General features: G+C 59.9%; 24 protein-coding genes and 2 pseudogenes. 21 read left to right on the top strand and 5 right to left on the bottom strand.

The features are described from left to right. The first annotated feature begins 24 nt into the window (after positions 1 to 24). From F3Y30_RS02960 to dnaQ, 4 genes are read left to right on the top strand one after another with little or no spacing between them, the layout of a single operon-like run. Positions 25 to 624 (top strand): Maf-like protein, encoded by a 600-nt coding sequence (locus tag F3Y30_RS02960; protein WP_203425080.1) that lies wholly within the window; start codon positions 25 to 27, stop codon positions 622 to 624. After that, positions 617 to 1,477: a shikimate dehydrogenase gene (locus F3Y30_RS02965; protein WP_203425081.1), complete on the top strand. Its 861-nt coding sequence runs from the start codon at positions 617 to 619 to the stop codon at positions 1,475 to 1,477. Before F3Y30_RS02960 ends, F3Y30_RS02965 begins: the two co-directional genes overlap by 8 nt. Then, positions 1,474 to 2,064, top strand: coding sequence for a dephospho-CoA kinase (coaE, locus tag F3Y30_RS02970; RefSeq protein ID WP_203425082.1), 591 nt, complete (start codon positions 1,474 to 1,476; stop codon positions 2,062 to 2,064). Before F3Y30_RS02965 ends, coaE begins: the two co-directional genes overlap by 4 nt. 10 nt (positions 2,065 to 2,074) lie before the next feature. Next, the gene (gene dnaQ, locus F3Y30_RS02975) at positions 2,075 to 2,779 is read left to right on the top strand and encodes a DNA polymerase III subunit epsilon (RefSeq protein ID WP_203425083.1); all 705 of its coding nucleotides are present in this window, start codon (positions 2,075 to 2,077) and stop codon (positions 2,777 to 2,779) included. Positions 2,780 to 2,871: 92 nt separating this feature from the next. Here dnaQ and secB read toward each other — a convergent pair whose 3' ends face one another. Together secB and F3Y30_RS02985 are read right to left on the bottom strand one after the other, a co-directional pair. Further along, on the bottom strand, positions 2,872 to 3,348 hold the full coding sequence (secB, locus tag F3Y30_RS02980; RefSeq protein WP_203425084.1) for a protein-export chaperone SecB: 477 nt from the start codon (positions 3,346 to 3,348) through the stop codon (positions 2,872 to 2,874). Between the two features lie 70 nt (positions 3,349 to 3,418). Continuing rightward, a complete protein-coding gene (locus F3Y30_RS02985) occupies positions 3,419 to 3,877 on the bottom strand; it encodes an FxsA family protein (RefSeq protein ID WP_203425085.1) in 459 nt (152 codons plus the stop codon). A 134-nt stretch (positions 3,878 to 4,011) separates the two neighbouring features. Here F3Y30_RS02985 and F3Y30_RS02990 point away from each other — a divergent pair, with 134 nt between their 5' ends. From F3Y30_RS02990 to gyrB, 5 genes are all read left to right on the top strand, one after another. After that, positions 4,012 to 4,716 carry a Tim44/TimA family putative adaptor protein gene (locus F3Y30_RS02990; RefSeq protein WP_203425086.1) on the top strand — a complete coding sequence of 235 codons (705 nt, stop codon included), beginning with the start codon at positions 4,012 to 4,014 and terminating at the stop codon, positions 4,714 to 4,716. A 10-nt stretch (positions 4,717 to 4,726) separates the two neighbouring features. Continuing rightward, a complete protein-coding gene (locus F3Y30_RS02995; protein ID WP_203425087.1) occupies positions 4,727 to 5,842 on the top strand; it encodes a murein transglycosylase A in 1,116 nt (371 codons plus the stop codon). Further along, on the top strand, positions 5,829 to 6,401 hold the full coding sequence (locus F3Y30_RS03000) for a Smr/MutS family protein (RefSeq protein ID WP_203425088.1): 573 nt from the start codon (positions 5,829 to 5,831) through the stop codon (positions 6,399 to 6,401). Before F3Y30_RS02995 ends, F3Y30_RS03000 begins: the two co-directional genes overlap by 14 nt. Next, positions 6,398 to 6,778: a helix-turn-helix domain-containing protein gene (locus F3Y30_RS03005; protein WP_203425089.1), complete on the top strand. Its 381-nt coding sequence runs from the start codon at positions 6,398 to 6,400 to the stop codon at positions 6,776 to 6,778. The genes F3Y30_RS03000 and F3Y30_RS03005 overlap by 4 nt, the downstream gene beginning before the upstream one ends. A 136-nt stretch (positions 6,779 to 6,914) precedes the next feature. Beyond that, positions 6,915 to 9,347, top strand: a complete 2,433-nt coding sequence (gene gyrB / locus F3Y30_RS03010; protein ID WP_203425090.1) for a DNA topoisomerase (ATP-hydrolyzing) subunit B — start codon at positions 6,915 to 6,917, stop codon at positions 9,345 to 9,347. A 130-nt stretch (positions 9,348 to 9,477) separates the two neighbouring features. Here gyrB and F3Y30_RS03015 read toward each other — a convergent pair whose 3' ends face one another. Next, positions 9,478 to 10,077 carry a nitroreductase family protein gene (locus tag F3Y30_RS03015; protein WP_203425091.1) on the bottom strand — a complete coding sequence of 200 codons (600 nt, stop codon included), beginning with the start codon at positions 10,075 to 10,077 and terminating at the stop codon, positions 9,478 to 9,480. 288 nt (positions 10,078 to 10,365) lie between these two features. On the opposite strand from F3Y30_RS03015, the pseudogene F3Y30_RS03020 reads away from it, so the two are divergent. Beyond that, positions 10,366 to 11,318, top strand: a pseudogene (locus tag F3Y30_RS03020) (glutathione S-transferase family protein). A 75-nt stretch (positions 11,319 to 11,393) separates the two neighbouring features. On the opposite strand, the gene F3Y30_RS03025 reads toward F3Y30_RS03020, so the two are convergent. Beyond that, entirely contained in the window at positions 11,394 to 11,999 is a 606-nt protein-coding gene (locus tag F3Y30_RS03025; protein ID WP_203425092.1) for a nitroreductase family protein, read from the bottom strand. 182 nt (positions 12,000 to 12,181) lie between these two features. Between F3Y30_RS03025 and gabD the strand changes: the two genes are divergently transcribed. Then, on the top strand, positions 12,182 to 13,636 hold the full coding sequence (gabD, locus tag F3Y30_RS03030; RefSeq protein ID WP_203425093.1) for an NADP-dependent succinate-semialdehyde dehydrogenase: 1,455 nt from the start codon (positions 12,182 to 12,184) through the stop codon (positions 13,634 to 13,636). 72 nt (positions 13,637 to 13,708) lie between these two features. Beyond that, a complete protein-coding gene (locus tag F3Y30_RS03035; protein WP_203425094.1) occupies positions 13,709 to 14,509 on the top strand; it encodes an HpcH/HpaI aldolase/citrate lyase family protein in 801 nt (266 codons plus the stop codon). A 22-nt stretch (positions 14,510 to 14,531) separates the two neighbouring features. Here the strand turns inward: F3Y30_RS03035 and F3Y30_RS03040 are convergent, their stop codons facing one another. After that, complete coding sequence (locus F3Y30_RS03040; protein WP_203425095.1) at positions 14,532 to 15,410, bottom strand: GntR family transcriptional regulator; 879 nt, start codon at positions 15,408 to 15,410, stop codon at positions 14,532 to 14,534. A gap of 252 nt (positions 15,411 to 15,662) precedes the next feature. Between F3Y30_RS03040 and F3Y30_RS03045 the strand changes: the two genes are divergently transcribed. From F3Y30_RS03045 to F3Y30_RS03085, 9 genes and pseudogenes are all read left to right on the top strand, one after another. Further along, positions 15,663 to 16,682, top strand: coding sequence for an aldo/keto reductase (locus tag F3Y30_RS03045; protein ID WP_203425096.1), 1,020 nt, complete (start codon positions 15,663 to 15,665; stop codon positions 16,680 to 16,682). A 26-nt stretch (positions 16,683 to 16,708) separates the two neighbouring features. Next, entirely contained in the window at positions 16,709 to 17,155 is a 447-nt protein-coding gene (locus F3Y30_RS03050) for an RbsD/FucU domain-containing protein (RefSeq protein WP_203425097.1), read from the top strand. Between the two features lie 305 nt (positions 17,156 to 17,460). Continuing rightward, positions 17,461 to 18,447, top strand: coding sequence for an ABC transporter substrate-binding protein (locus F3Y30_RS03055; RefSeq protein WP_203425098.1), 987 nt, complete (start codon positions 17,461 to 17,463; stop codon positions 18,445 to 18,447). A 121-nt stretch (positions 18,448 to 18,568) separates the two neighbouring features. Further along, a pseudogene (locus F3Y30_RS03060) lies at positions 18,569 to 20,121 on the top strand (sugar ABC transporter ATP-binding protein). Between the two features lie 33 nt (positions 20,122 to 20,154). Continuing rightward, entirely contained in the window at positions 20,155 to 21,129 is a 975-nt protein-coding gene (locus F3Y30_RS03065; protein WP_203425099.1) for an ABC transporter permease, read from the top strand. A 51-nt stretch (positions 21,130 to 21,180) separates the two neighbouring features. Beyond that, complete coding sequence (locus F3Y30_RS03070) at positions 21,181 to 22,197, top strand: zinc-binding alcohol dehydrogenase family protein (protein ID WP_203425100.1); 1,017 nt, start codon at positions 21,181 to 21,183, stop codon at positions 22,195 to 22,197. 68 nt (positions 22,198 to 22,265) lie between these two features. Next, complete coding sequence (locus F3Y30_RS03075) at positions 22,266 to 23,000, top strand: SDR family oxidoreductase (RefSeq protein WP_203425101.1); 735 nt, start codon at positions 22,266 to 22,268, stop codon at positions 22,998 to 23,000. A gap of 142 nt (positions 23,001 to 23,142) precedes the next feature. Continuing rightward, complete coding sequence (phaZ, locus tag F3Y30_RS03080; protein WP_203425102.1) at positions 23,143 to 24,426, top strand: polyhydroxyalkanoate depolymerase; 1,284 nt, start codon at positions 23,143 to 23,145, stop codon at positions 24,424 to 24,426. A gap of 130 nt (positions 24,427 to 24,556) precedes the next feature. Beyond that, on the top strand, positions 24,557 to 24,985 hold the full coding sequence (locus F3Y30_RS03085) for a DUF2852 domain-containing protein (RefSeq protein ID WP_203425103.1): 429 nt from the start codon (positions 24,557 to 24,559) through the stop codon (positions 24,983 to 24,985). Positions 24,986 to 25,068: the final 83 nt, after the last annotated feature.

A 25,068-nucleotide genomic window follows, 5' to 3' on the forward strand; every position in this document is an offset into this window, starting at 1 on the left:
GGCAAGCTGGAGATAAACAGAAACATGAGCGGCCTCCTCATTCTCGCTTCGCAAAGCCCGTTCCGACGCATGCTGATGCAGAACGCCGGTCTTGCCTTCGAAACCGCGCCGGCGGAAATCGACGAGCGTGAGATCGAGGTCCGCATGGCGGCATCCGACCCTTCTCCCAAGGAGGTAGCGCTCGCGCTTGCGGAAGCGAAGGCGCAAAACGTCTCCGAACGGTTTCCTGGCGCGGTGATCATCGGATCGGACCAGACCTTGTCGCTTGGCCGCTCGGTGTTTCACAAACCTGCCGACATGGATGAGGCCCGAAGTCACCTGCTTGCACTTTCGGGTAGAACCCACGAACTCAACAGTGCAGTGGTCTTCTGCCGGTCGGGAGAGGTCGAATGGCGGCATGTCTCGACTGCGCGTCTGAAGATGCGTGAACTATCCGCTGAATTCATTGCCCGCTATTTGTCGCGTGTCGGCGAAAAGGCCCTGTCGAGCGTCGGCGCCTACCAGTTGGAAGGCGAAGGGATTCAGCTCTTCGACACTGTCGAGGGCGACTACTTCACCATCGTGGGCCTGCCAATGCTGCCGGTCCTGCAACAGTTGAGAGAAATGGCAGTCATCGATGGCTGATTCACGTGAAACATTTGTTAACCACGCTTTTGTCGCCGGGTATCCGATCAAACACTCGCGCTCGCCTCTCATTCACGGCCACTGGCTGGAACAACTTGGCCTGTCGGGGAGCTACGAGCGCATAGAAGTTGAACCCGCGAACTTCCCGCAGTTCATGGGGAGCCTGAAAGACGGGTCGTCAGGATTTTGCGGTGGCAATGTAACCATCCCGCACAAGGAGATAGCCTGTCGCCTCGCCGACAAGCCGGACGAACTAAGCACCGAACTCGGTGCTGCGAACACGCTGTGGCGCGAGAACGGGCTGATCTGGGCGACGAATACGGATGGCGCCGGCTTCACCGCCAATCTCGATGATCTTGCACCGGGCTGGGAAAAAGCAGAGCGCGCGGTGATCCTCGGAGCCGGGGGTGCGAGCCGCGCCGTCATCCAGGCCGTCCGGGACAGGGGTTTTCGCGAGGTCCATGTCGTGAACCGGACCGTGGCACGGGCACGTGAACTCGCCGACCGCTTCGGAGAAAAAGTGCATGCGCACTCCCTTGATGCACTTGCGGAGGTCACCGTCGGCGCCGGGCTGTTCGTCAACACCACCTCTCTCGGAATGGACGGGGAGCAGGCCCCGACGATTGATTTCTCGACAATGAGAGATGGCGCCATCGTCACCGACATCGTCTACGTCCCCCTGCGAACACCTTTTCTGCGCCAGGCGGAAGAACAGGGAGTTGCGACTGTCGATGGTCTCGGCATGCTCCTCCATCAGGCCGCGCCCGGTTTCGAACGCTGGTTCGGTGTTCGCCCGGAGGTGGACGCAAAGCTCCGGCAGATGATCATCGACGATATGGAGAGCCATCCGTGATCGTGGTCGGCCTGACGGGATCGATTGGCACCGGTAAATCGACGACTTCGGCAATGTTCAGGGAACTCGGGATACCGGTTCATGACGCCGACGACACCGTCCACGCCCTTTATGGCGGCAAGGCGGTAGGGCCGATCGGACGGAGCTTTCCCGATGCGGTGAAGAATGGCGTAGTCGACCGCAAAGCCCTTTCGGCAATCCTTGCCGACCACCCGGAACGTTTCTCTGAACTCGAGGCCATCGTGCACCCTCTGGTGCGACAGGAGGAGCAGGCCTTCATAACCAGGGAACGGACGTCGGGCAGCAAGATCGCGGTCCTGGACGTTCCTTTGCTGTTCGAGACTGGCGGCGAAAATCGGGTCGACAAGGTTGTTGTCGTGACCTGTGATCCGGAAATCCAACGGCAGCGCGTGCTCGCCCGGCCCAATATGACGCCCGAAAAGTTCGAGTTGGTGCTTTCCCGTCAAATGCCGGACGCGGAGAAACGGCGGCGAGCGGATTTTGTGGTCGACACTGGAAAGGGACTTGAAGCCGCGAGGCAACAGGTGGAAGACATTGTAGAGACCCTTGCCGGTCGGAGAGGCTGAAAGCGGACCAATGCGCGAGATCATATTCGATACGGAAACAACCGGCCTCGACAATCGGGCCGACCGGGTGATTGAAATCGGCGGCATCGAACTGGAAAACCACTTCCCGACCGGGCGGACGTTCCACGTCTATATCAATCCCGGCGACAGGAAGGTGCACCCGGACGCTCTCGCCGTGCACGGCATCACCGATGAGTTCCTGGCGGGCAAGCCTTTGTTTTCGGCGATCGTCGAAGAACTGCAGGCCTTCTTCAAGGGCGCACGATGGGTCGCCCATAATGCGAACTTCGATATGGGCTTCATCAACGCGGAATTCGAACGGCTCGGCATAGCGCCTGTTCCCGCCGATGAGGTTCTGGATACGCTGGCACTTGCACGGCGCAAGCATCCAATGGGTCCGAATTCGCTGGACGCCCTTTGCCGGCGCTATGGTATCGACAATTCGCATCGAACCAAGCATGGCGCGCTCCTGGACTCCGAACTTCTCGCCGAGGTCTACATAGAGATGATCGGCGGCCGCCAGGCGGCTCTCGGACTTGGTGTGGAAACGCGCCAAAAGCGGTCTGATCAGGACGAACGGGACGACGTCCTGATTCCACTTCCTGTGCGCGAACACCCCTTGCCTCCCAGGATCACCGAGGAAGATCTCGCCAAGCATGCTGCAATGGTCGGGAAAATCGGTGCGGGTGCAATCTGGAACAAGTACGGCGAGTAAGCTGAGCTTCCATCAGCAGTGGGAGCTATGGGATCTTGAAACAAAAACGCCCGGCGTTGAGCCGGGCGTCTGCAAAACCGATGGATACGGTCTCAGTTCGGTGCATTCGCGACTTTCGATTTCAGCTGTTCCTCAGCCATGCGCTGTGTAAACATCTGCGCGAAATCGATGGGGTCGATCATCAGCGGCGGGAAGCCGCCATTGCGCGTTGCGTCCGCGATGATCTGCCGCGCGAAGGGGAAGAGCAAGCGCGGGCACTCGATGAAGAGCACCGGCAGCATGTGTTCCTGGGGGAAACCGGAAATGCGGAACACGCCGCCGTAAGCGAGTTCGGTGTGGAAGAGAATCTTGTCATCTTCCTTTGCGTCGGCACTCAGCGAGAGTACGACATCGAATTCCGTTTCGGACAACGGATTTGCGTTGACGTTCACGTTGATGTTGATCGCCGGGGCCTTTTCCCGTGCCTGAAGGGAGCGCGGCGCGCCCGGGTTCTCAAAGGAGAAGTCCTTCACGTACTGGGCCAGGATATTGAGCGACGGGCTGTTTCCGGATTCTGAATCGGTTGACATTGGACTTTCCTCGGGTCGTCATGCAGGTGTGGCCATCTACCATTTCGGCCTACTGCTTACAACCCTGCGATCACCGCTCCGAATTGCGCTGGAAGTCGTCGGAGTCGAGGTCGATCGTATGAATTTCGGGCTGTCTGCGGTCTGCATCGGGCGTGGAGGAGGGGATGTCCACCACGACGACGCCCTTCAGCAGTCGCTTCCATACCCATTGCCGAACGGGCGGAAGGAACAAGGCGATACCCAGGACGTCTGTAAGGAAGCCGGGAATGAGGAGCAACAGGCCTGCGACCACGATCATCGCGGCATCGAGCATCTCTCGGCCGGGCAGTTTGCCTTCCTGAGCCGCCTGACGTAGGCGCAACAGGGCGCCAAAACCCTGGATGCGCATCAGGAGGATGCCGAGAACGCCGGACAGCAGGACCAGCGACAGGGTCGGCAGCACGCCTATCTGGCGGCCGACGAGAATGAAACAGGCGATTTCGCCGAGTGGCAGTAGAAGAAATAGAACCGCCGGAATGAGTCTCAACATGGTGTCTCGTTTCGTATTGCCGTGTCAGGAAGGTGCGAGAACGCGCGCCCTCCTTTTTGCGCATTTGAATGATGCGCTTTTGCGGACTATATGGGAATGGATCAGATAATAAGAACGGCGGTACCGGTTTCCAGATGGGCTCATTCGACTTTGTAACGATCTTCTTCCTTGTCGCGGCAGTGATCATATTCCTGCAGTTGCGCAACGTTCTCGGTCGTCGTACCGGCCACGAACGTCCGCCCGTCGATCCCTATGCCAAGCGGGACGGTATCGAGACCGGTGATCCCGCGGATCGCGACAAGGTTGTAACTCTGCCTCGGCGGGATGGAAACCAGGAAACGGAAAATGCTTTCGCGGCCGTGGATGCATTTGCACCGGCCGGCTCGCAGCTCAACGAATCATTGCGGGCGATCGTCAAGGCTGACCCATCCTTCGATCCCAAGGAGTTTCTCAACGGCGCGCGTATGGCCTACGAAATGATCGTCGTCGCCTTCGCGGATGGCGACCGGAAGACGCTGAAGAACCTGCTCTCGCGCGAAGTCTACGAGGGGTTCGACGCGGCGATTTCCGAACGCGAAAGCAAGGGCGAGGTCGTCAAGTCGAGCTTTGTCGGTATCGAAAAGGCGGATATCGTGTCTGCCGAGGTCAAGAGCCAGGAAACCAACATCACGCTGCGCATCGTCAGCCAGCTAATTTCCGCAACCTACGACAAGGCCGGAAACCTCGTTGACGGCGATGCCGAGACGGTTGCCGAAGTCAACGATCTCTGGACTTTCGCCCGCGACGTCCGCTCGCGCGATCCAAACTGGAAGTTGATCGCGACGGAATCCGAAGGCTGAGCGACAATTGATGGACTTTCGCCTGAGACCGGTCAGCTTCACCGATCTTGCCGGCTGGCAGGATGACGATCCTTCCGTCCTGCTTCCCGCCATGGCGCGATGCCGCGATCACATCGTGAACAACAAACCCTACAAGACCGGTGGGCTTGGCATTTCCGCGGCGGAGTTGCTGCCTGCGCTTGAAGCTGCGGCGATGCACACGCCTGCAAGCGCGTCCGAATCCCGGATTTTCTTCGAGGAGTGGTTCTCGCCGTTCCGCATCGAGAAGGTGGATGGCACTGAGGGATTCTTAACGGCCTACTATGAGCCGGAAGTCGAGGTGAAGGCAGAGCCAAATCAGGACTTCCGATACCCGTTCTATCGGCGGCCGGCCGATCTCGCGGATATCGACGATGCCAACAGGCCAAGCGGCATGGATCCGTACTTTGCGTTCGGCTGGATGCAGGAAGCGGGCATCCGGGAATATCCGGACAGGGCGGCGATCGAGCAGGGGTTTCTCGCGGGCCGGCAACTGGAGATTGCCTGGGCACGCTCGAAAGTCGACGTCTATTTTGCCCACATCCAGGGCGCCGCACGACTGTTGTACCCGGACGGTTCGCTGCGCCGCATCACTTACGCCGCGAAGACCGGGCATCCGTTCTCGCCGATCGGGAAACTGCTGATCGACCGTGGAGAGATTGACCGGGCAACGGTCTCCATGGCGTCCATCCGTGACTGGCTCGCTCGCAATCCGGACAGGATGGATGAGGTCCTGTGGCACAATCGCTCCTTCATCTTTTTCCGCGAGGCGGAAGTGGAGGATTCGTCCCTTGGGCCGATTGCCGCCGCGAAGGTTCCGCTCGTGCCAGGGAGATCTCTGGCCGTCGACCGTCTCATTCACACGTTCGGCCTGCCCTTCTACATCACGAGCGAAACCCTCACGGTAATCGACGAGGGCAAGTCTTTCCAGCGGCTGATGCTGGCGCTCGACACCGGCTCAGCCATCGTCGGCCCGGCGCGCGGTGACATCTTCACCGGATCGGGCGAAGCCGCGGGTGATCGCGCGGGCAGCGTGCGCAATGCGGCGGATTTCTTTATACTGATCCCGAAGCAGGCGGCTGCGAGATACCTTCATGGCCAGGGATAGGAAGCCGATCAGCAACGCGGATCGCATTCTTTGGGGCAAGGTCGCCCGCAGCACGCGACCGCTGCCGGGCCGCATGGAAGACCTTCTCGACCTCGAGACCGTGCTGCTGAGCGAGAGCGAGGCTCTCCCCAGAGCGAGAGTGAACGATGAGCCTCCGGTCGAAACGCCGGGCGGCATTCAGGTTACCGCACCATCGGCAGGCGAGGCGAAGCGACACCATCCGCTGGAGCGTCCGGTAAAGCGCAAGATCGCCAAGGGGAAGCTGCCGCTCGATGCGCGAATAGACCTTCATGGCATGATCCAGAGCGAGGCTCACGGGTTTCTGCTCGACTTCCTGCTCCGCGCGCATCAACGCGGCTTGCGGCATGTGCTGGTGATCACGGGAAAAGGGACCTCCATCGGCAGCGATGGGGCCCTGAAGCGGGCTGTGCCGCTTTGGTTTTCGTTGCCGGAGTTCCGCCCGCTGATCTCGTCGTTCGAGACAGCGGCGCGCACGCATGGCGGCGAAGGAGCGCTATACGTGCGGCTTAGCCGTATGGCCGGAGGCGGACGCCCATGACGACGCCGTTCGGGGTTGCAGTTCGCCATCTGAGGGAGCGCAAGGGCGTCTCGCAAAAGGAGATGGCAAAGGCTCTTGGCGTCAGCCCCGCCTATCTCTCGGCGCTGGAACACGGGCGACGCGGAATGCCGACGTTCGATTTTCTCCAGCGAGTGGCCGGCTACTTCAACATCATCTGGGACGAGGCGGAGGAACTCTTCCGCATTGCCAGCATTTCCGACCCGCGCAGCACAATCGATACCGCAGGCTTGCCGCCCGAATACACGGCCTTCGCGAGCCGGCTAGCGGCCGAAATTCGTCACCTACCACCGGAGACAATACGGCGATTGGCGGGTATTCTGGAGAAGGCTTGCAATTCTCGCGCAAAAGCGCCGTGATCCCCTGATTTCTGCCCTGATTCAGCGCCACAAGATTTGGGAAGTCGCGACAAAGCACTTATAGTCTTGGCAGCTGGAAAACCGGTGATTCGCCGCCATTTCGGCTCTTCCGATAAATCTGGAAAGATTACCCTGTATGACTGATATTTCCGAGACCGAAAACGGCCCGGCCGAGTATGGTGCAGATTCGATCAAAGTCCTCAAGGGGCTTGATGCGGTACGCAAGCGGCCAGGCATGTATATCGGTGATACGGACGATGGTTCCGGCCTGCATCACATGGTCTACGAGGTCGTGGACAATGCGATCGACGAAGCCCTTGCCGGTCATGCTGACATCGTGACCGTGACGTTGAACGCCGATGGCTCGGTGACCGTCACGGATAACGGCCGCGGCATTCCGACGGACATCCACAAGGAAGAGGGCGTGTCGGCGGCCGAGGTCATCATGACCCAGCTCCACGCAGGCGGCAAATTCGACCAGAATTCCTACAAGGTATCAGGCGGTCTCCACGGCGTGGGCGTTTCCGTGGTCAACGCGCTCTCCGTCTCGCTGAAGCTGAAGATCCGTCGCGGTGGCAAGATTCACGAGATGAGCTTCACGCACGGTGTCGCCGACGGTCCGCTTACCGCTATCGGGGATTGCGGCGACGAGACCGGCACTGAAGTGACGTTCCTTCCGAGCACGGAGACCTTTTCCAACACGGAATTTGTCTACTCGACGCTGGAACACCGCCTTCGGGAGCTCGCCTTCCTCAATTCGGGCGTACATATCGTTTTGACCGACCGCCGGCACTCCGACGTCAAGCAGGACGAGATGATGTATGACGGGGGCCTCGAAGCCTTTGTGCACTATCTCGACCGCAACAAGAAGCCTCTCGTCGCCAAGCCCGTTGCAATTCGCGGCGAGAAGGACGGGATCACCGTCGAAGTCGCGATGTGGTGGAACGACAGCTACCACGAGAACGTGCTCTGCTTCACCAACAACATCCCCCAGCGCGACGGCGGCACGCATATGGCGGGTTTCCGTGGCGCGCTTACGCGCCAGATCGTGTCATACGCGGACAGTTCCGGCATCATGAAGAAGGAGAAGGTGTCCCTCACCGGTGACGACTGCCGCGAAGGCCTCACCGCCGTCCTTTCCGTGAAGGTACCCGATCCCAAGTTCTCTTCGCAGACCAAGGACAAGCTCGTCTCCTCAGAAGTCCGACCCGTTGTTGAAAGCCTTGTGAACGAGGCGCTGAGCGTGTGGCTGGAAGAAAACCCGTCGGATGCCAAGGTGCTCGTCGGAAAGGTTGTCGAGGCGGCGGCGGCGCGCGAGGCGGCGCGCAAGGCACGTGAGTTGACCCGGCGCAAGGGTGCGCTCGATATCTCGTCACTGCCCGGCAAGCTCGCCGATTGTTCCGAACGCGATCCTTCGAAGTCAGAACTTTTCCTGGTCGAGGGCGATTCGGCAGGTGGTTCGGCGAAGCAGGGCCGCTCACGCGAGAACCAGGCAATCCTGCCGTTGCGCGGCAAGATCCTGAACGTAGAGCGCGCGCGCTTCGACAAGATGCTCTCCAGCCAGGAAATCGGCACGTTGATCACGGCTCTCGGAACGTCGATCGGCAAGGACGAGTTCAATCCTGAAAAGCTGCGTTACCACAAGATCATCATCATGACGGATGCCGATGTCGACGGCGCCCATATTCGCACCCTGCTTCTGACGTTCTTCTTCCGCCAGATGCCGGAACTGATCGAGCGCGGACATCTCTATATCGCCCAGCCACCGCTCTATAAGGTGGCTCGTGGGAAATCCACGCAGTACCTCAAGGACGAGAAGGCCCTGGAAGACTATCTGATCTCGATGGGATTGGAGGAGGCCCGGCTGGAACTCGGGTCCGGCGAGGTGCGCACCGGGCAGGACATGCGCGAGGTCATACAAGACGCGTTGCGCCTTCGCTCGCTCATCGATGGCCTGCATTCGCGCTACAGCCGTTCGGTGGTTGAACAGGCGGCGATCGCAGGAGCCCTCAATCTCGAGCTCAGTCATGATCGGGAACGCTTCGACACGAAGGTTCAGGAGGTCGCCCAGCGGCTCGATCTGATCGCCGAGGAGACAGAACGCGGCTGGGCCGGGTCCGTCGGTGCCGATGGTGGGATCCGGCTCGAGCGCATGGTTCGAGGCGTGAAGGAATATTCCAACCTGGATATGGCACTGATCGGCTCCTCCGATGCTAGGCATATCGATCAGCTCGCTCCGCGCCTCAAGGAAATCTACGCGGCTCCGCCGAAGCTTTGGCGCAAGGAAGGAGAAACGGAGATCACCGGACCGCGCGCACTGCTCGATTCTATTTTCGCGAGTGGTCGCCGCGGCCTTTCGATGCAACGGTACAAGGGGCTTGGCGAGATGAATGCCGAACAGCTCTGGGAAACGACGCTCGATCCGAACGTCCGTTCGCTGCTTCAGGTAAGGGTTACCGATGCGACCGATGCCGATGGTCTGTTCACGCGATTGATGGGTGATGAAGTCGAGCCGCGCCGTGATTTCATTCAGGAGAATGCGCTGAGCGTGGCCAATCTCGACATCTGATCGAGCAAGCCTGAGTGTGTCCGGGCTTTCGATCAAGGCCACTCGGCAGCTTGACTGACTGCACCGCTAAGAGATGAAAAAGCCCCGCCTCCCTTCGGAGGCGAGGCTTTTTGTTTTCCGTATGGCCTGCTTATTCGGCGATGAAGTCACCGTTGAAGGCAACTTCCGCAAGCGGGCGGCGCGGGCTCGGCGTTTCGCGTGCCTGCAGGCCTTCCGGCAGCTGCGCCTTATCGCCGACGCGACCGATCACTGCAGCAGCTTCGACCCGATAGCCATCCGGAATTCCGAGGATTTCCTTTGCCTTGTCCACGTGAATGCCGGTCATGCCGTGCGCCTGGTAGCCGGAAAGCTGTGCCTGCAGGGCAAGTGCACCCCACGCGGCACCGGTATCGAAGGTATGGCTGTAGGAAGGCTTCTCTTCGGTTGCACCCGGAGCCTTGAAGCTGGCCTTGGAGATGATGATGACGAGTGCCGAGGCAGATTTGGCCCAGCTTTGGTTGAAATCGTTCAGGATCGGGAACAACTTGTCCCATTGTTCGGTGCCGCGCAGGGCATAGACGAAACGCCATGGCTGCGAGTTGAATGCCGAGGGCGCCCAGTGGCCCGCTTCGAGAATCGCGAGCAGATCTGCCTCGGAGATCGTTTCGCCGGTAAAGGCACGCGGCGACCAGCGGTTCAAGAACAGCGGATCGATCGGATGCGTGGCCTGGCGGTTGTTGCTGATGGTCATGTAGGAATCCTTTGCTTGGGCGATTGGGCGCGCTGGGAGGAACGCGTCCGGACAAATAGCACCAGTCGGGAGCGGCGGGCGAGCCTCTTCTCTACGCCACTACCGTTAATCCGGGCGAAAACGCGAGGCAAGGATCCGGCCGACTTGGCTCACGCAGAAGTGATACTTCGGTTGAGCGGAGCGCTTTTTAACAAAGAAACAAGCGTTTAAGCAAGAACCGACGCGAGAAGCAGGCTGCAAGCGATGGCGTAGCGATGTAGCCTTATCTGTGAAAAGAGGAGCAGGGTCATGCTTGTCGAAGGCAAATGGACGGCCGATTGGCATCCCGTTCAGGCGAAGGACGAAAAGGGTGGCTTCGTCCGGCAGATCTCAGGTTTTCGCAACTGGGTGACGCCGGATGGTGCACCGGGTCCGACGGGCGATGGCGGCTTCCCGCAGAAGCCGGGCGCTACCACCTCTACGTCGCCTACATTTGTCCCTGGGCATCGCGGACGCTGATCGGTCGAAAGCTCAAGGGCCTGGAGGGAGCGATCAGTCTCTCCGTCGTGGAGCCGGCCCTGACCAGGGAGGGCTGGCGTTTCGGGGATTACGCCGGGGCGACGGAGGATCAGGTCAACGGCGCCCGCTACATGCACGAAATCTACACGATTGCCGATCCGGTCTACACGGGCCGCGCCACTGTGCCCGTCCTGTGGGACAAGCATCGGCGGACGATCGTGAACAATGAATCGGCTGATATCCTGAGAATGTTGAACAGTGGCTTCGGCGCGCTCGCCAGCAGTGCAATCGATCTCTATCCGGCTTCCAGACGTGACGAGATCGACGCCTTCAATGATCGCATCTATCCCGGTCTGAACAACGGCGTTTATCGGGCCGGTTTCGCAACAACGCAACAGGCCTATGAGGAAGCATTCCAGGCCGTTTTCGAAACACTTGATTGGGCGGAGCAACAGATCTCCGCCAGAGGCTTCCTTTTCGCGGATCATCCCACGGAATCGGATATCCGGCTTTTCGTCACTCTTGTCCGTTTCGACGCGGCCTATCACGGCCTGTTCAAGTGCAATCTGAAACGCCTTGCGGACTATCCGGGGCTACGAGCCTTCACCAGACGCATGTACGATTGGCCGGGTATCGCAGAGACGGTCAGCCTCGATCATATCAAGCGTGGCTACTATTCGATCGCCTCGCTCAATCCCAACGGAATTGTGCCCGTAGGACCGTCTCAGGATGTCCTCTTCTGATTTGCGGCTGCGTCGCGTCTGCACGCGTGGCTTACCGTGCCGCGGGCGACAATCCCGTCAGCGTGCGGCATTCACTTATTCCGAATTGCCGGTAAACGACCCTTCGAAGGCAAATGTTTCGATGGGGTTTCGCTGGCTGGGTTTTTCCCTTTCCCGAAGATCATCGGGAAGGCTTTCCGCAAGCGCCAGCTTTCCAATGGCCAGCCCCGCTTCCACCCGAAATCCATTGGGCACGGCCAGATCTCTCATCGCCTTCTCACGGTCGATACCTGCCATGGCGTGTGCGTGAAGGCCAGAGAGCGTGGCCTGCAGCGCGAGCGAGCACCAGGCGGCACCGGTGTCGAATGCGTGCGTGTAGGCGGGGCGCAATTCGCCGGTCGCCGCAGATCGGTTGTGCGTCTTGGAGATGATGACGACGAGAACGGAAGCATTGCGGGCCCAACGTTGGTTGCCTTCGTCAAGCGTATCGAGAATCCGGCTAAAGGGCTGAGTGCCTCTGCGACCATAAACGAACCGCCAAGGCTGACGGTTACTGGCGGAAGGTGCCCACCGGGCGGCCTCGAAGAGAGAGAAGAGTTGCTCATCCGGTATCGATTCCCCGGTGAAAGCGCGAGGTGACCACCGGTCGAGGAACTGGCGATCGACAGGATACTGCGAATTTCGTCCATTGCTGTGGGTCATGGCACGCTCCCGGGTGTCTCGCTCCACGAGCATAGGCTGCCCGCTCGACGTTTCAACGCGAATATTGAGGAAGAACGACAGGGGTCAGGCGGGGTTGTCCGGATGTGCTGTGGACCTCCTTGTTGAAATGAGTCCTCAGGACCTGTAACCCATTAAGGATCAAAGAGTGAGGAAGCAGACCCATGACCTTCAAAGTCCCGACCCTGTTCCGCCAGGCCGCACTGGTTGGTGCAGACTGGATCGAAGCCGACCCAGCGAACGCGATTGAGGTAAACAACCCGGCGACCGGCGAAATCATTGGCCGCGTCCCAAAACTCGGCACGGCCGAGACCAGGGCCGCAATCGATGCGGCCGCGGTCGCACAGAAGGAATGGGCCGCGCGTACGGCGAAGGAGCGCGCCGGCATCCTTCGCAAGTGGTTTGATCTCATGATCGAAAACAAGGACGATCTTGGGCGAATCCTGACCCTGGAGCAGGGCAAGCCGCTCGCTGAAGCCACTGGCGAGATCGTCTATGGAGCGAGCTTCGTCGAATGGTTTGCCGAGGAAGCCCGGCGCGTCTATGGCGACATCATTCCGGGACATCAGAAGGACAAGCGCATTCTGGTGATGAAGCAGCCGATCGGTGTCGTGGCCGCGATCACGCCATGGAACTTCCCCAATGCCATGATCACCCGCAAGGCTGGACCTGCCTTTGCCGCGGGTTGCGCCATGGTGTTGAAGCCGGCCTCGCAAACGCCGTTTTCCGCGATTGCACTCGCAGTGCTCGCCGAGCGGGCAGGCCTGCCGAAGGGCTTGTTCAGCGTGCTCACCGGTTCGGCCTCGGCCATCGGTGCAGAGATGACGGCCAACCCGATCGTGCGTAAGCTTACCTTTACCGGATCGACCGAGATCGGCGCGGCCCTCTACAAGCAGAGCGCACCCACGATCAAGAAACTGGGCCTCGAACTCGGTGGCAATGCACCCTTCATCGTTTTCGACGACGCGGACCTGGATGCGGCAGTTGAAGGAGCTCTCATCGCCAAGTTCCGAAACAATGGTCAGACCTGTGTCTGTGCCAACCGCATCTATGTTCAGGAAGGCGTCTATGACGCATTTGCGGAAAAGCTCGCGACCGCTGTCGGCAAGCTCAAGACCGGTAACGGCTTTGATGAGGGTGTCATTCTTGGGCCGTTGATTGACAAGTCCGCGCTGGAGAAGGTCGAGGAGCATGTCGCCGATGCGCTTTCGAAGGGAGGCCGCGTGATCAAGGGTGGCAAGCGTCATTCGCTTGGCGGCACCTTCTACGAGGCGACCGTGCTCGCAGACGTCACGACCGAGATGGCCGTCGCCCGGGAAGAAACCTTCGGTCCCGTCGCGCCGCTTTTCCGATTCAAGGATGAGGCGGATGTGATCAGCCAGGCGAACGACACGGAGTTCGGCCTGGCGTCCTACTTCTATGCCAAGGATCTGGCTCGGGTCTTCCGGGTCGCCGAGGCGCTGGAATATGGCATGGTAGGCGTCAACACCGGTCTCATCTCGACGGCCGAGGCGCCGTTCGGCGGCGTCAAGTCATCCGGCCTCGGGCGCGAAGGTTCCCGCTACGGCATCGATGACTTCATCGAGATTAAGTACGTTTGCCTCGGCGGAATAGCCTGACAATCGTATTCGCGGATCGCCGGTATTCCGGGCGATCCGCTTTTTTCTGAGCTAATGCGGAGAACGCGACCGATGCCTGCGCCTATCAATCCGTTCAAGGCGGCCCTGAAGGAGGGCCGGTTCCAACTCGGCCTCTGGCTTGCGCTCGGAAGCCCGTATGCGGCGGAGATCGCTTGCGGCAGCGGATACGACTGGCTGTTGATCGATGGAGAGCACGGACCGAGCGACATGCCGCTGATGAGTGCCCAGATCGGTGCCGTCGCGAAATCGGGTAGCCACCCTATCGTGCGTCCGCCCATGGGCGATGCATGGCTGATCAAGCAATTGCTGGATCAGGGCGCGCAGACCTTTCTTATTCCGATGGTCGAGACCGTTGAGCAGGCACGCGCGCTGGTGCGTGCGGTCCGTTACCCACCGCACGGCATTCGCGGGGTCGGTGCCGGTCTTGGTCGCGCCAGCAACTTTGGACGCGTGAGCGACTATCTCGCCAGCGCCAATGACGAGGTCTGTCTGCTTCTGCAGATAGAGAGTCGTGCGGCGCTCGACAATCTCGATGAAATTGCGGCGCTGGAAGGCGTTGACGGGCTCTTCATCGGGCCTTCCGATCTGGCTGCGGACATGGGCTTTCTGGGCAAGCCCGGCTCGGCGCCGGTTCGGGACGCCATCGAGGCGGCGTTTGAACGCATTCACAGCCACGGCAAGGCTCGCGGGATCATGACCGTTGATATGGACGAGGCGCGCGAGTACCGGGCGCTGGGTGCCGACTTCATGGCCATCGGCACCGATGTGACATCGCTCGTCAGGGCGCTCGACGGTCTGCGCCGCGAATTCCTCGGGGAGGCACCTGCGGGCGGAAAGACAGCCGGCTATTGATCAGCCGGCCTGTGCCGAGCGTTCAATTGATCGACTGTAGAAGCGTTTCTCTTGCTGATTTCAGGTGCTGCCGGCAGGCGTGCTCTATCTGGGCGGGATCTCGTGATCTCAGCGCGCCAATATAGGCAAGGTGCTCTTCCAGGGCCCGAGCATTGCGCCGGCGTGCGTCCGTCTTGTTCCACTGGTAGTGATAGTGGAACACAATTGCGATAATGTCATAGAAGTCGATGATGAAGCGGTTCTTGGAAGCCTTCTGAACCATCAGATGAAATCGTTCGTCGAGTTCAGAGAACTCCCTGTAGCGATTGTCGATGTCCGCAAGAATGTCGCGGTGAACCGCCTCGAGCGCCTCGAGTTCCGCCCAGGCGGGGTGATTGTCCGGAAGGCTGGCAAACGAGGCTGCGGAGCGCAATTCGAACATCTCGCGCACTTCGGTCAGTTCGAGCGCGAATTCTCGGGTGAATCCCTTGAGAATCCAGTGGCTGTTTGGTCGCTTCTCGATCAAACCGAAGCGGCTGAAGCGAATGAGGAACTCGCGCACGCTCGTCGTGCCGGCACCGATCTCCCTGGCGAGTTCCAGCTCGTTGATCTGCATGCCGGGTTCTGCTCCACCCGCCAGAATCCGGCGCATGAAGCTTCGTTCGATGATCTCCGAAAGCGAATCCGTTTCCTCATTTGGGAAATAGTCCGCTGCGACCGGCTTTCGCAGGACAATCTTCTGTCGCTTCTCCCAGGTGAGAAGCCCGATCTCCTCGAGTCTCGTCAGGATCGCGCGGACCGTCGTGCGGCTGACGCCGAGCAAGGTTCCCAGCTCCGGTTCCGAAGGCAATGTCTCGCTCTGTTCGAGAAGCCTGACGCACCGGTTGAATGCGTCCTTGAAGACTGTGTTCTGCTTGGCCATGATCTCCGCCGATCGGATGGGTCGTCGATCTCCCTTAGACCGTGACCCTAGATATATCCATCGATCTGATCGTGCTTTCTGGTCTCGCTGGCATGGTTCCTCCTGTCTCTCCGCTTCGCGGCGCATCCGATCATCGGTCGTGCCGCGTGCCGGCCTTGTCGACGGCCATCAACATAATACTTATTGACGCCAATCTGTCTATTGTCGATAAAAGACAATATTCGGCAGGGGAGTGTCGAGGTTGGAGGATTCATGCGCAAGAGAATGATCGGCAACACCGATCTTGCTGTCACGGAGTACAGTTTCGGCACGGCCGCCCTGGGCGGTCTCTACCGTACCTGCCCCCGGGACACGGCCATGGCCACCCTCGAGGCGGCGTGGGATTCAGGGTTGCGCTACTATGACACCGCGCCATGGTACGGGTTTGGGCTTGCAGAGCGCCGGACTGGCGACTTCCTGCGTGACAAGCCAAGAGACAGTTACGTACTCTCCACCAAGGTCGGCCGTATCATGTTCCCTGTCGCCGACGACAAGGTGCCAAGCTACGGCTACGTCGACCCGCTGCCCTTCGATGTGCGCTACGACTACAGCTACGATGGTATCATGCGGTCGCTCGAGCTGAGCTATGCCCGTCTTGGTCTCAATCGCATCGACATGCTCTACGTGCACGACATCGGAGGCTATACCCACGGCGCCGAACAGAACCGTTTTCACCTCGGACAGCTCCTTGGCTCCGGCTTAAAGGCCCTTGAGGAGTTGAAGTCATCCGGAATCATCGGGGCCTATGGTCTCGGAGTGAACGAAGTTCCAGTCTGCCTCGATGTCATGCGAAATGCCGAAATCGACTGCATTTTGCTTGCCGGACGCTACACCCTGCTCGACCGGACAGCGGTCTCGGAGCTTCTGCCGCTCTGCCTCGAGAAGCAGACGTCGGTGATCGTTGGCGGTGTCTTCAATTCGGGCATTCTGGCCACTGGACCGGTGGAGGGGGCACATTTCGACTATATGCCGGCGACGAATGACGTATTGCAGCGGGTCGGCGCGATGGAGGGTATTGCAAAGGCAAACGGGGCGCCACTTGCCGCTCCGGCGATCCAGTTCGCGCTGCGCCATCCCGCCGTCGCTTCGGTGCTGCTCGGCACCGCAAATCCGGCATCGCTGACGCGCAACATGGAACTGACCCGCCTCACCCTGCCGGACCAGATGTATGAGGCCTTCGAGCCTCTTACGCTGGTCGCGCCCGAACTGGGCGAAGAAGCAGTGCGTCAATAGACTAGCTACCTCGAAGGATACTTCCCATGCTCAAAGGCATTCACCCCTTGCTCGGTCCCGACCTGCTCCATGCGATCAGGACAATGGGACACGGTGACGATATCGTGATCGCGGATGCGAATTTCCCATCAAGTTCGCTCGGTCCGAAGGTCATCCGGGCAGACGGTGTCGACGCGGTCGCGATGACGGAAGCGATCCTGCTCCACATGCCACTTGATACATTTGTTCCAGATGCGGCCTGGCGGATGGAAGTAGTCGGAGACCCTGCGGCTGTGCCGGAAGTCTGCGTGGAATTCCAGAACCTGGTCAATCGTCTTGCCGGTGACTTTCCTATCCGTACGGTTGAACGCTTCGCCTTCTATGAAATGGCGCGCAACGCGTCCTACATCGTCGCTACCACCGAATTCAGGCTCTACGGGAACATCATACTGAAGAAGGGTGTCGTCCATCCCCACGAGGTGTTCAGGGGGTAGCGCAAACGACGCGATGAATTTCGCAATTATGGAATTAACATTCTATATTGACAATGTAACGGAACCCATGTTTCGTTGAAGTGAAATTGGAAGAGCAAGGGAGGAGGCTCGACCGGGTTCGACGTCTGCTGGCGGCGGGAGCTGACATTCAGGCTGCTCGTCGCAAAGAACTGGTGCATCAATCAAAACGCATCGGCCGGTTGACTTCTCCAAGATAAATGTTTTTTATCGATAAAAATCGTCCGCCTGCGTTCAGCGGTTCGGTTTCTTTGGAGGAGAGAACGCACCGAGAGGAGAACCCCAGCATGACAATAGCCAAATCGCTGCTGTCCCGACGCGCCTTCACCGCGCTCGCCGGCGCCGCCGTCCTTGCAACGATGACGCCAGTCGCGTCCTTTGCGCAGGACGTCACCATCCCGATCATCGTGAAGGATACCACCTCGTTCTATTGGCAGATCGTGCTTGCTGGCGCCCGTGCGGCTGGCAAGGACCTCGGTGTAAACGTTCCCGAGCTCGGGGCGCAGTCCGAGTCCGACATCAACGGCCAGATCAGCATCCTCGAGAACGCAGTGGCTGGAAAGCCGGCCGCAATCGTGATCTCGCCCACGGAATTCAAGGCACTTGGCAAGCCGATTGACGAGGCCGCAAAGGCCGTCCCGATTATCGGCATCGACTCGGCGGCTGATTCCAAGGCGTTCACCTCGTTCCTGACGACCGACAACGTTCAGGGCGGTCGCATCGCTGCCGATGGCCTTGCTGCCGCCATCAAGGAAGCGACCGGCAAGGAAGAGGGTGAAGTTGCCATCATCACCAGCCTCCCCGGCGTAGGTTCACTCGACCAGCGTCGCGAGGGCTTCCTCGATCAGGTAAAGACCAAGTATCCCGGACTCAAGGTGGTGGTCGACAAGTATGCTGATGGCCAGGCCACCACGGGCCTCAACATGATGACCGACCTCATTACGGCGAACCCGAATCTGGTTGGCGTCTTCGCCTCGAACCTCATCATGGCGCAGGGCGTTGGCCAGGCGATTGCGGAAAACAAGCTCGGCGACAAGATCAAGGTCATCGGCTTCGACAGTGACGACAAGACCGTCGGCTTCCTCAAGGAAGGCGCTCTCGCCGGCCTCGTTGTGCAGGATCCTTACCGCATGGGTTATGACGGCGTGAAGACCGCACTTGCCGTCTCCAAGGGCGAAAAGGTTGAGGCCAATGTCGATACCGGCGCAAACCTCGTCACCAAGGCGAACATGAGCGAGCCGAAGATCGACGCGCTCCTGAATCCCAAGATCTGATCAAGCCAAACAGGCCGCGCCGGCAGCGAAAGCCGGCGCGGCCCTTTTCGCCATTCGTGATATCCTGAAATGGACGGGTATCGCCTTTGGCGACGACGGAATTCTCGAGGAGGAGAGGTCCATGACCGTGCTGGAACAGGTCGCTCATCGTCACGACGACAGCGCCACATTGACCGAAGGAAGCCGCGTTCCCAGGGGCTCTCCATCCTGGAATTGAATGGCCTGCAGAAGAATTACGGCTATGTTCAGGCGCTGAAGCCAGCGACGATCACGTTTCTGGCGGGAGAGATCCACGCCATCGTGGGTGAGAACGGTGCCGGAAAGTCCACTCTCATCAAGCTTCTCACGGGCGTCATCCCACGAACGGCGGGGGAAGTCCGCTGGTGCGGCCATCCTGTTGCGCTTGCCTCGCCCAATGAAGCCATCGCCCGGGGCATAAATGCCGTGCATCAGGAAGTGGTGCTCTGCCCGCATCTGACTGTGGCGGCGAACCTGTTTCTCGGCGACGAAATCAATCGCAACGGCTTGATGCGCAAGAAGCAGATGGAAAGGACGGCCCAGGCGGTTCTCGATGACCTGGGATTTGGCCTGCCGGCCGCAGCCGTTCTAAGTTCCCTGACGATTGGCCAGCAGCAATTGGTTGCAACGGCGCGAGCCGCCATGCGCGGAACGCAGTTCCTGATCTTCGACGAACCCACCGCCTATCTGACGCGGCAGGAGTCGGCACAACTCTTCAAGCTGATCCGCCGCCTGCAAAGCGAGGGCGTGACGATCGTCTATATCAGCCATCGCATGGAAGAGGTCTTCGAGCTTGCCGACAGGGTCTCGGTACTTCGCGACGGTACTCATGTCGGTACCCGTTCGGTTTCCGAGACCAATGAAAACGAGCTGATTGCCCTGATGATCAATCGTTCGATCGAACAGATCTACCACAAGGAGGAGATCCCGATCGGCGAAACGATCCTCGAGACACGCGGTCTCTCTGGCCCCGGGTTCGAGAACGTATCTCTGACCGTGCGCGCGGGCGAAATCGTCGGTCTCTATGGGTTGATCGGCGCCGGACGCAGCGAGTTTGCACTCGGACTATACGGGCGGCAGCCATTGTCGGCGGGCGAGATCCACTGGATGGGCAAGAAGGTCGATATCCGGAGCGAACGGACCGCCATGGAACTCGGCATCGCGCTCGCTCCGGAAAGCCGGCGCGACCAGGGGCTTTGCCTCAATCTACCGATCGGCCTCAATATCAATCTTCCCGTTTTCAAGCGTCTGAGCCGCGGCGTCGTCATTGGCCGCTCAGAGGAAGCGGCCAATGCGGACAAGCAGATCCGGGACCTGAGTATCAAGACGCCCAGCCGACGCGTTCCAGCGTCCAGCATGTCGGGCGGCAACCAGCAGAAGATCGTCATTGGAAAATGGCTCAGTCACGGCGCCCGGCTGTTCATTTTCGACGAGCCGACCGTCGGTGTGGATGTGGGTACCAAGGCCGAGATCTATCGCCTGTTTGCCAAGCTGCTGAAGGAAGGGGCGGGGATCATCCTGATCTCCTCCTATCTGCCGGAAGTCTATGAACTGGCGGATCGCCTGCACGTCTTCCGGCGCGGCCAACTGGTCGGCAGCCATGGTTTTCGTGCGGCAACCCATGAAGAAGTGCTCGGCGAAGCCATTGGCATCTGAGCGAAAAGCAAGAACGAAGAGGGAGAACGACACATGACAATCACCTCCACGGACGGCGCGGCTGCGGCACCGCGGCGCGGGATGAACATCCTCTTCAGCCTGACACTGATCGGCCTCCTGTTGTTCCTCTGGATCGTCCTTGGCTTCTGGACGGCGAGCTTCTGGACCCCGCTCAACATCAGCAACCTGCTTCGCCAGGGCGCCATGACGGCCATCCTCGCGGTGGGGCAGACCTTCGTCATCATCACTGCCGGGATCGATCTGTCTGTCGGCGCGATCGTCGGCTTCACCAGCGTCATCCTCGCCTGGCTCCTTCAAGCGGGCCTGCCGCTTTGGGCATCGATCCTGGTCACGCTGCTGATCGGGGTCGGAATCGGCATCTTCCATGGTTTCGGCATCGTGCGAATGGGCCTGCCGCCTTTCATCATAACGCTGGCCACCCTGACGTCGCTTCGCGGTATCGGTCTGCTTATCACCAATGGCTCGACGATCTCGATCACGAACGAGGTCTTCACGAACTTCGCCCGCGCCGATTTCCTCGGAATTCCGAGCCTGTTCTGGATGGTCATCGTCGTTGCCGTGCCCGCCTATATCTATCTTCATCTCAGCCGCTGGGGGCGCTATCTCTTTGCCGTCGGCTCGAACAGCGAGGCGGCGCGTCTTTCTGGCGTCAATGTCAACCGCACCATCTACACGGCCTACATTCTGTCGGCGACCTGCGCTGCGTTCGTCGGCATCCTGCTCGCATCGCGCATCGGCATCGGCAATGCAACGCAAGCGGAAGGCTGGGAACTTCAGGCGATCGCCTCGTCCGTTATCGGTGGAACGAGCCTCTTCGGTGCGGTCGGCTCCGTCCATGGCCCTCTGATCGGTGCATTCATCCTGGCGACGATCAACAATGGCGCCAACCTCCTGAACGTCAATTCGTTTTGGCAGCGCATCATAACCGGCCTGCTGATCATCGTGATCGTGTACTTCGACCAGCTCCGGCGGCGCGGCAACCGATGAGGCTATGCTGCAGCGAAGGCTCCGGTAGGAAACGATGAAAGACGGACTACGATGAAAGCTGTGATTTGCCGGGAGCCAGGACGTCTCGAACTGTCGGAGGCGGCACCCCCAGCTTCAGTTCCGGCGGGCTGGGTTCGCCTTGCGGTAAGCCATGTCGGCATATGCGGCACGGATTATCACATCTTCGAAGGCAAGCATCCCTATCTCGAGTATCCGAGGATCATGGGGCATGAGATCTCCGCCACCGTGCGTGATCCGGGTTCGCAGTCCGGGCTCGCAGTCGGCACGCCCGTCATCGTCAATCCGTACATCGCCTGCGGAACATGCGTCGCTTGCCGACAGGACAAACGCAACTGCTGCACCGCAATCCGCGTCCTGGGCGTCCACACCGATGGAGCCTTTTGCGAGGAGATCGCCGTGCCGGCGGAGAATGTGTACCCCGCGGAAGGCCTGTCGCTCGAGGCGGCTGCCACGGTGGAGTTCCTGGCGATCGGCGCTCATGCGGTGCGCCGCTCTCTTGCATCCGCAGGCGTCCGCTCTCTTGTGATCGGAGCCGGGCCCATTGGCCTCGGCACGGCGCTTTTCTCGCGCATCGCCGGCCACGACGTGACCCTTCTAGACACATCCTCCGAGCGGTTGCAGATGGCGAGGGAGAGGTTTGGTTTCGAAAGGTCTATCCTTGGTGGTGAAGATACTGTGGCATCAGTTCACGCCCTGACAGCCGGCGAAGGCTTCGACGTGGTCTTCGACGCCACGGGCTACGCTAAGTCCATGGAAGCGGCATTTGCCTATGTCGCTCATGGCGGAACTCTGGTCTTTGTGAGCGTGGTGAAGGACGAGATTCGTTTTTCCGATCCCGAGTTCCACAAGAGGGAAATGACGGTCATCGGCAGTCGCAACGCGACTAAAGCGGATTTCGAGCACGTGGCGGCTTCGATTCGTGGCGGGCTGGTGCCGGTAGACCAGTTGATCACCCATCGCACGACCTTGGAACGCGTGCCCGATGATCTGGCTCGCTGGGCGACGGAAAAGGCGGGCCTGATCAAGGCGGTCGTAAAGATCGGATAATGGATTACGCGGCGCCGGACCTTCCGGATCGCGCACCGCTTGTGCAATTGGCAGATGGAGTACGGATTATGAGCGGCAATCTCACTGGCAAGACAGTGCTGGTAACGGCGGCGGGACAGGGCATCGGCCGTGCCTCCGCACTCGCCTTCAAGGAGGCTGGAGCGGTCGTGCATGCAACGGACATAAATGCCGCCGCGCTCGAAAGCCTCGCCTCCGAGGCGGGTGTCTTTACCAGGGTTCTCGATGTTCTCGATGACGCTGCGGTCAATAAGGCCGTTACAGAGATTGGCGACATTGACGTTCTTTTCAACTGCGCGGGCGTCGTGCATGGCGGCACGATACTGGAAACGAAGGACGAGGATCTCGAATTCGCCTGGAATCTCAATGTCCGTTCGATGGTTCGCGCGATCCAGGCAGTCCTGCCGGGCATGCTCGCGCGCGGGGGCGGGTCGATTGTCAACATGGCGTCGGTTGCCAGCAGCGTGAAAGGCGTACCCAACCGCTTCGCCTATACGGCAACCAAGGCTGCAGTGATCGGCCTCACCAAGTCCGTCGCCGCCGATTTCGTCGGACAAGGCATCCGGTGCAACGCCATCTGCCCGGGAACCGTCGAGAGCCCGTCGCTCCAGGAGCGCATGAAGGCCGGCGGCGACTACGAGGCCGCACGCGCTGCCTTTATCGCCCGTCAGCCGATGGGTCGCATCGGTACACCGGAAGAGATTGCCGATCTTGCCGTATACCTCGCTGGCGCTACCTACACCACCGGTCAGGCCTATGTGATCGACGGCGGCTGGACGGGCTAGTCCGACATCGCAAGCAAATGCAGACCTGCCGGCCTTGTTGCTCCGCAACGAAAACATGCTAGTCTGTTCGCGGCTGCGAAATGCGAGAAGTGCGCGTCCAAGAAACGGCCCAACAGCACTTCGGATCGAGGTACGGTTTCCGATGTATTACCAATTCTATGAAATGAGCCACGCTATGATGGCGCCCTGGCGCGCCGTTGCTGACCAGATGCGGCTGGCCATTCAGAATCCGCTCAATCCCTTGGCCCATACCTACTTCGGGCGCACGTTTGCAGCCGGGCTCGAGGTCCTGGAGAGATCCACCCGTCGCTACGCCAAGCCCGAGTTCGGGCTACCCGAAACGGTCGTTGATGGGGAGACGGTCTCCGTTCATGAACGGATTGTCTGGAAGCGCCCGTTCTGCAATCTCATCCATTTCGAAAGGGTTGTTCCGGCAGGTCACCGAAAAGATCCGAAGATTCTGATCGTTGCTCCAATGTCGGGGCACTACGCAACGCTTCTGCGCGGTACGGTCGAGACGTTGCTGCCCAGCGCGGACGTCTACATCACGGACTGGATCGATGCGCGCATGGTCCCGCTGTCTGAGGGATCGTTCGATCTTGACGACTACATCGATTACGTCATCGAGATGCTCCATCATCTCGGGCCGAACACGCATGTGATCGGTGTCTGCCAGCCTGCTGTGCCGGTCCTCGCCGCCGTGGCTGTGATGGAGGCCAATGAAGACCCGCTTTCGCCTCTCTCCATGACCCTGATGGGCGGACCGATCGACACGCGGGTGAATCCGACCGGCGTCAATCAGCTTGCGGAGGAGCGGCCGCTCGAATGGTTCCGCGACAACGTGATCATGCCTGTTCCGTGGCCCCAACCCGGCTTCATGCGCCTTGTCTATCCGGGTTTCCTGCAGCTTTCCGGCTTCATGTCGATGAATCTCGACCGGCATCTCATCGCACACAAGGAATTCTTTGCTCATCTGGTGAAGAATGACGGCGACGCGGCGGAGAAGCATCGCGACTTCTACGACGAGTACCTTGCCGTCATGGACATGACGGCCGAGTTCTACCTCCAGACCGTTGACACCGTCTTCAAGAAACATTCCCTCCCCAAGGGCGAGATGATGCACCGGGGTCGCGCAATCGATACGGGAGCTATCCGCAAGGTCGCTTTGTTGACGGTTGAAGGCGAGAACGACGACATTTCCGGCGTCGGCCAGACTCACGCGGCCCACACGATCTGTACCGGCATTCCGGAGCACATGAGGATGCACTACATGCAGCCGGATGTGGGACACTACGGCGTGTTCAATGGCTCGCGCTTCCGCAAGGAAATCGCGCCGCGGATTGTTGCATTCATGAATGCGCAATCGAGAGCGGAACCTCCCGTGCGGCGGGTCATCAAGGGCGGCAAATCCTCTCCGGGCGTCTGATTTACCTGAACGCGCGCAATCATTTGGCCGATTTCGGCCAAATCTGTCTTGAAGACAACCTTGGCTCTGCCCACATCGAATTCGACGGACGCCGATTAGGGACGTCCGCCGAATGTGAGGAAGGTTGCACATGAACCAGTCAGCCCTGATACGTCCCGACTGGACGCCCGTTACCATTGCAATGATGGTGCTTGGCTTCGTGGTTTTCTGGCCCCTCGGCCTGGCCATGCTGGCCTATATTATGTTCGGAGACCGACTGAAAAGCTTCAAGCGAGATCTGAACGGCGCGACCGATGGCTTCTTTGCCTCCTGCCGCCGCGGCAGGTCCAGTCATCGCCACTATGGTTTCGATACCGGCAACGTCGCCTTCGACGACTGGCGCGAAGCTGAACTGAAGCGCCTTGAGGAAGAACGTCGCAAGCTCGACGAGATGCGCGCCGAATTCGACGCCTATGTCCGCGAGTTGCGTCGGGCAAAGGACCAGGAAGAGTTCGATCGCTTCATGCGCGAACGCAATACAGGTGGAAGCGGGCCGGCTCCCGGTTATCCGGCCACCTGATCAAAAGAAACGGTCATGATCGCCCGGCGCCCGCGAGGGCGCCGGTTTTGTATGTTTCACGTGAAGCCGAATCGGCTAGAAGA

The organism is Sinorhizobium sp. BG8, from assembly GCF_016864555.1.
In the GTDB taxonomy this organism is placed as follows: domain Bacteria; phylum Pseudomonadota; class Alphaproteobacteria; order Rhizobiales; family Rhizobiaceae; genus BG8.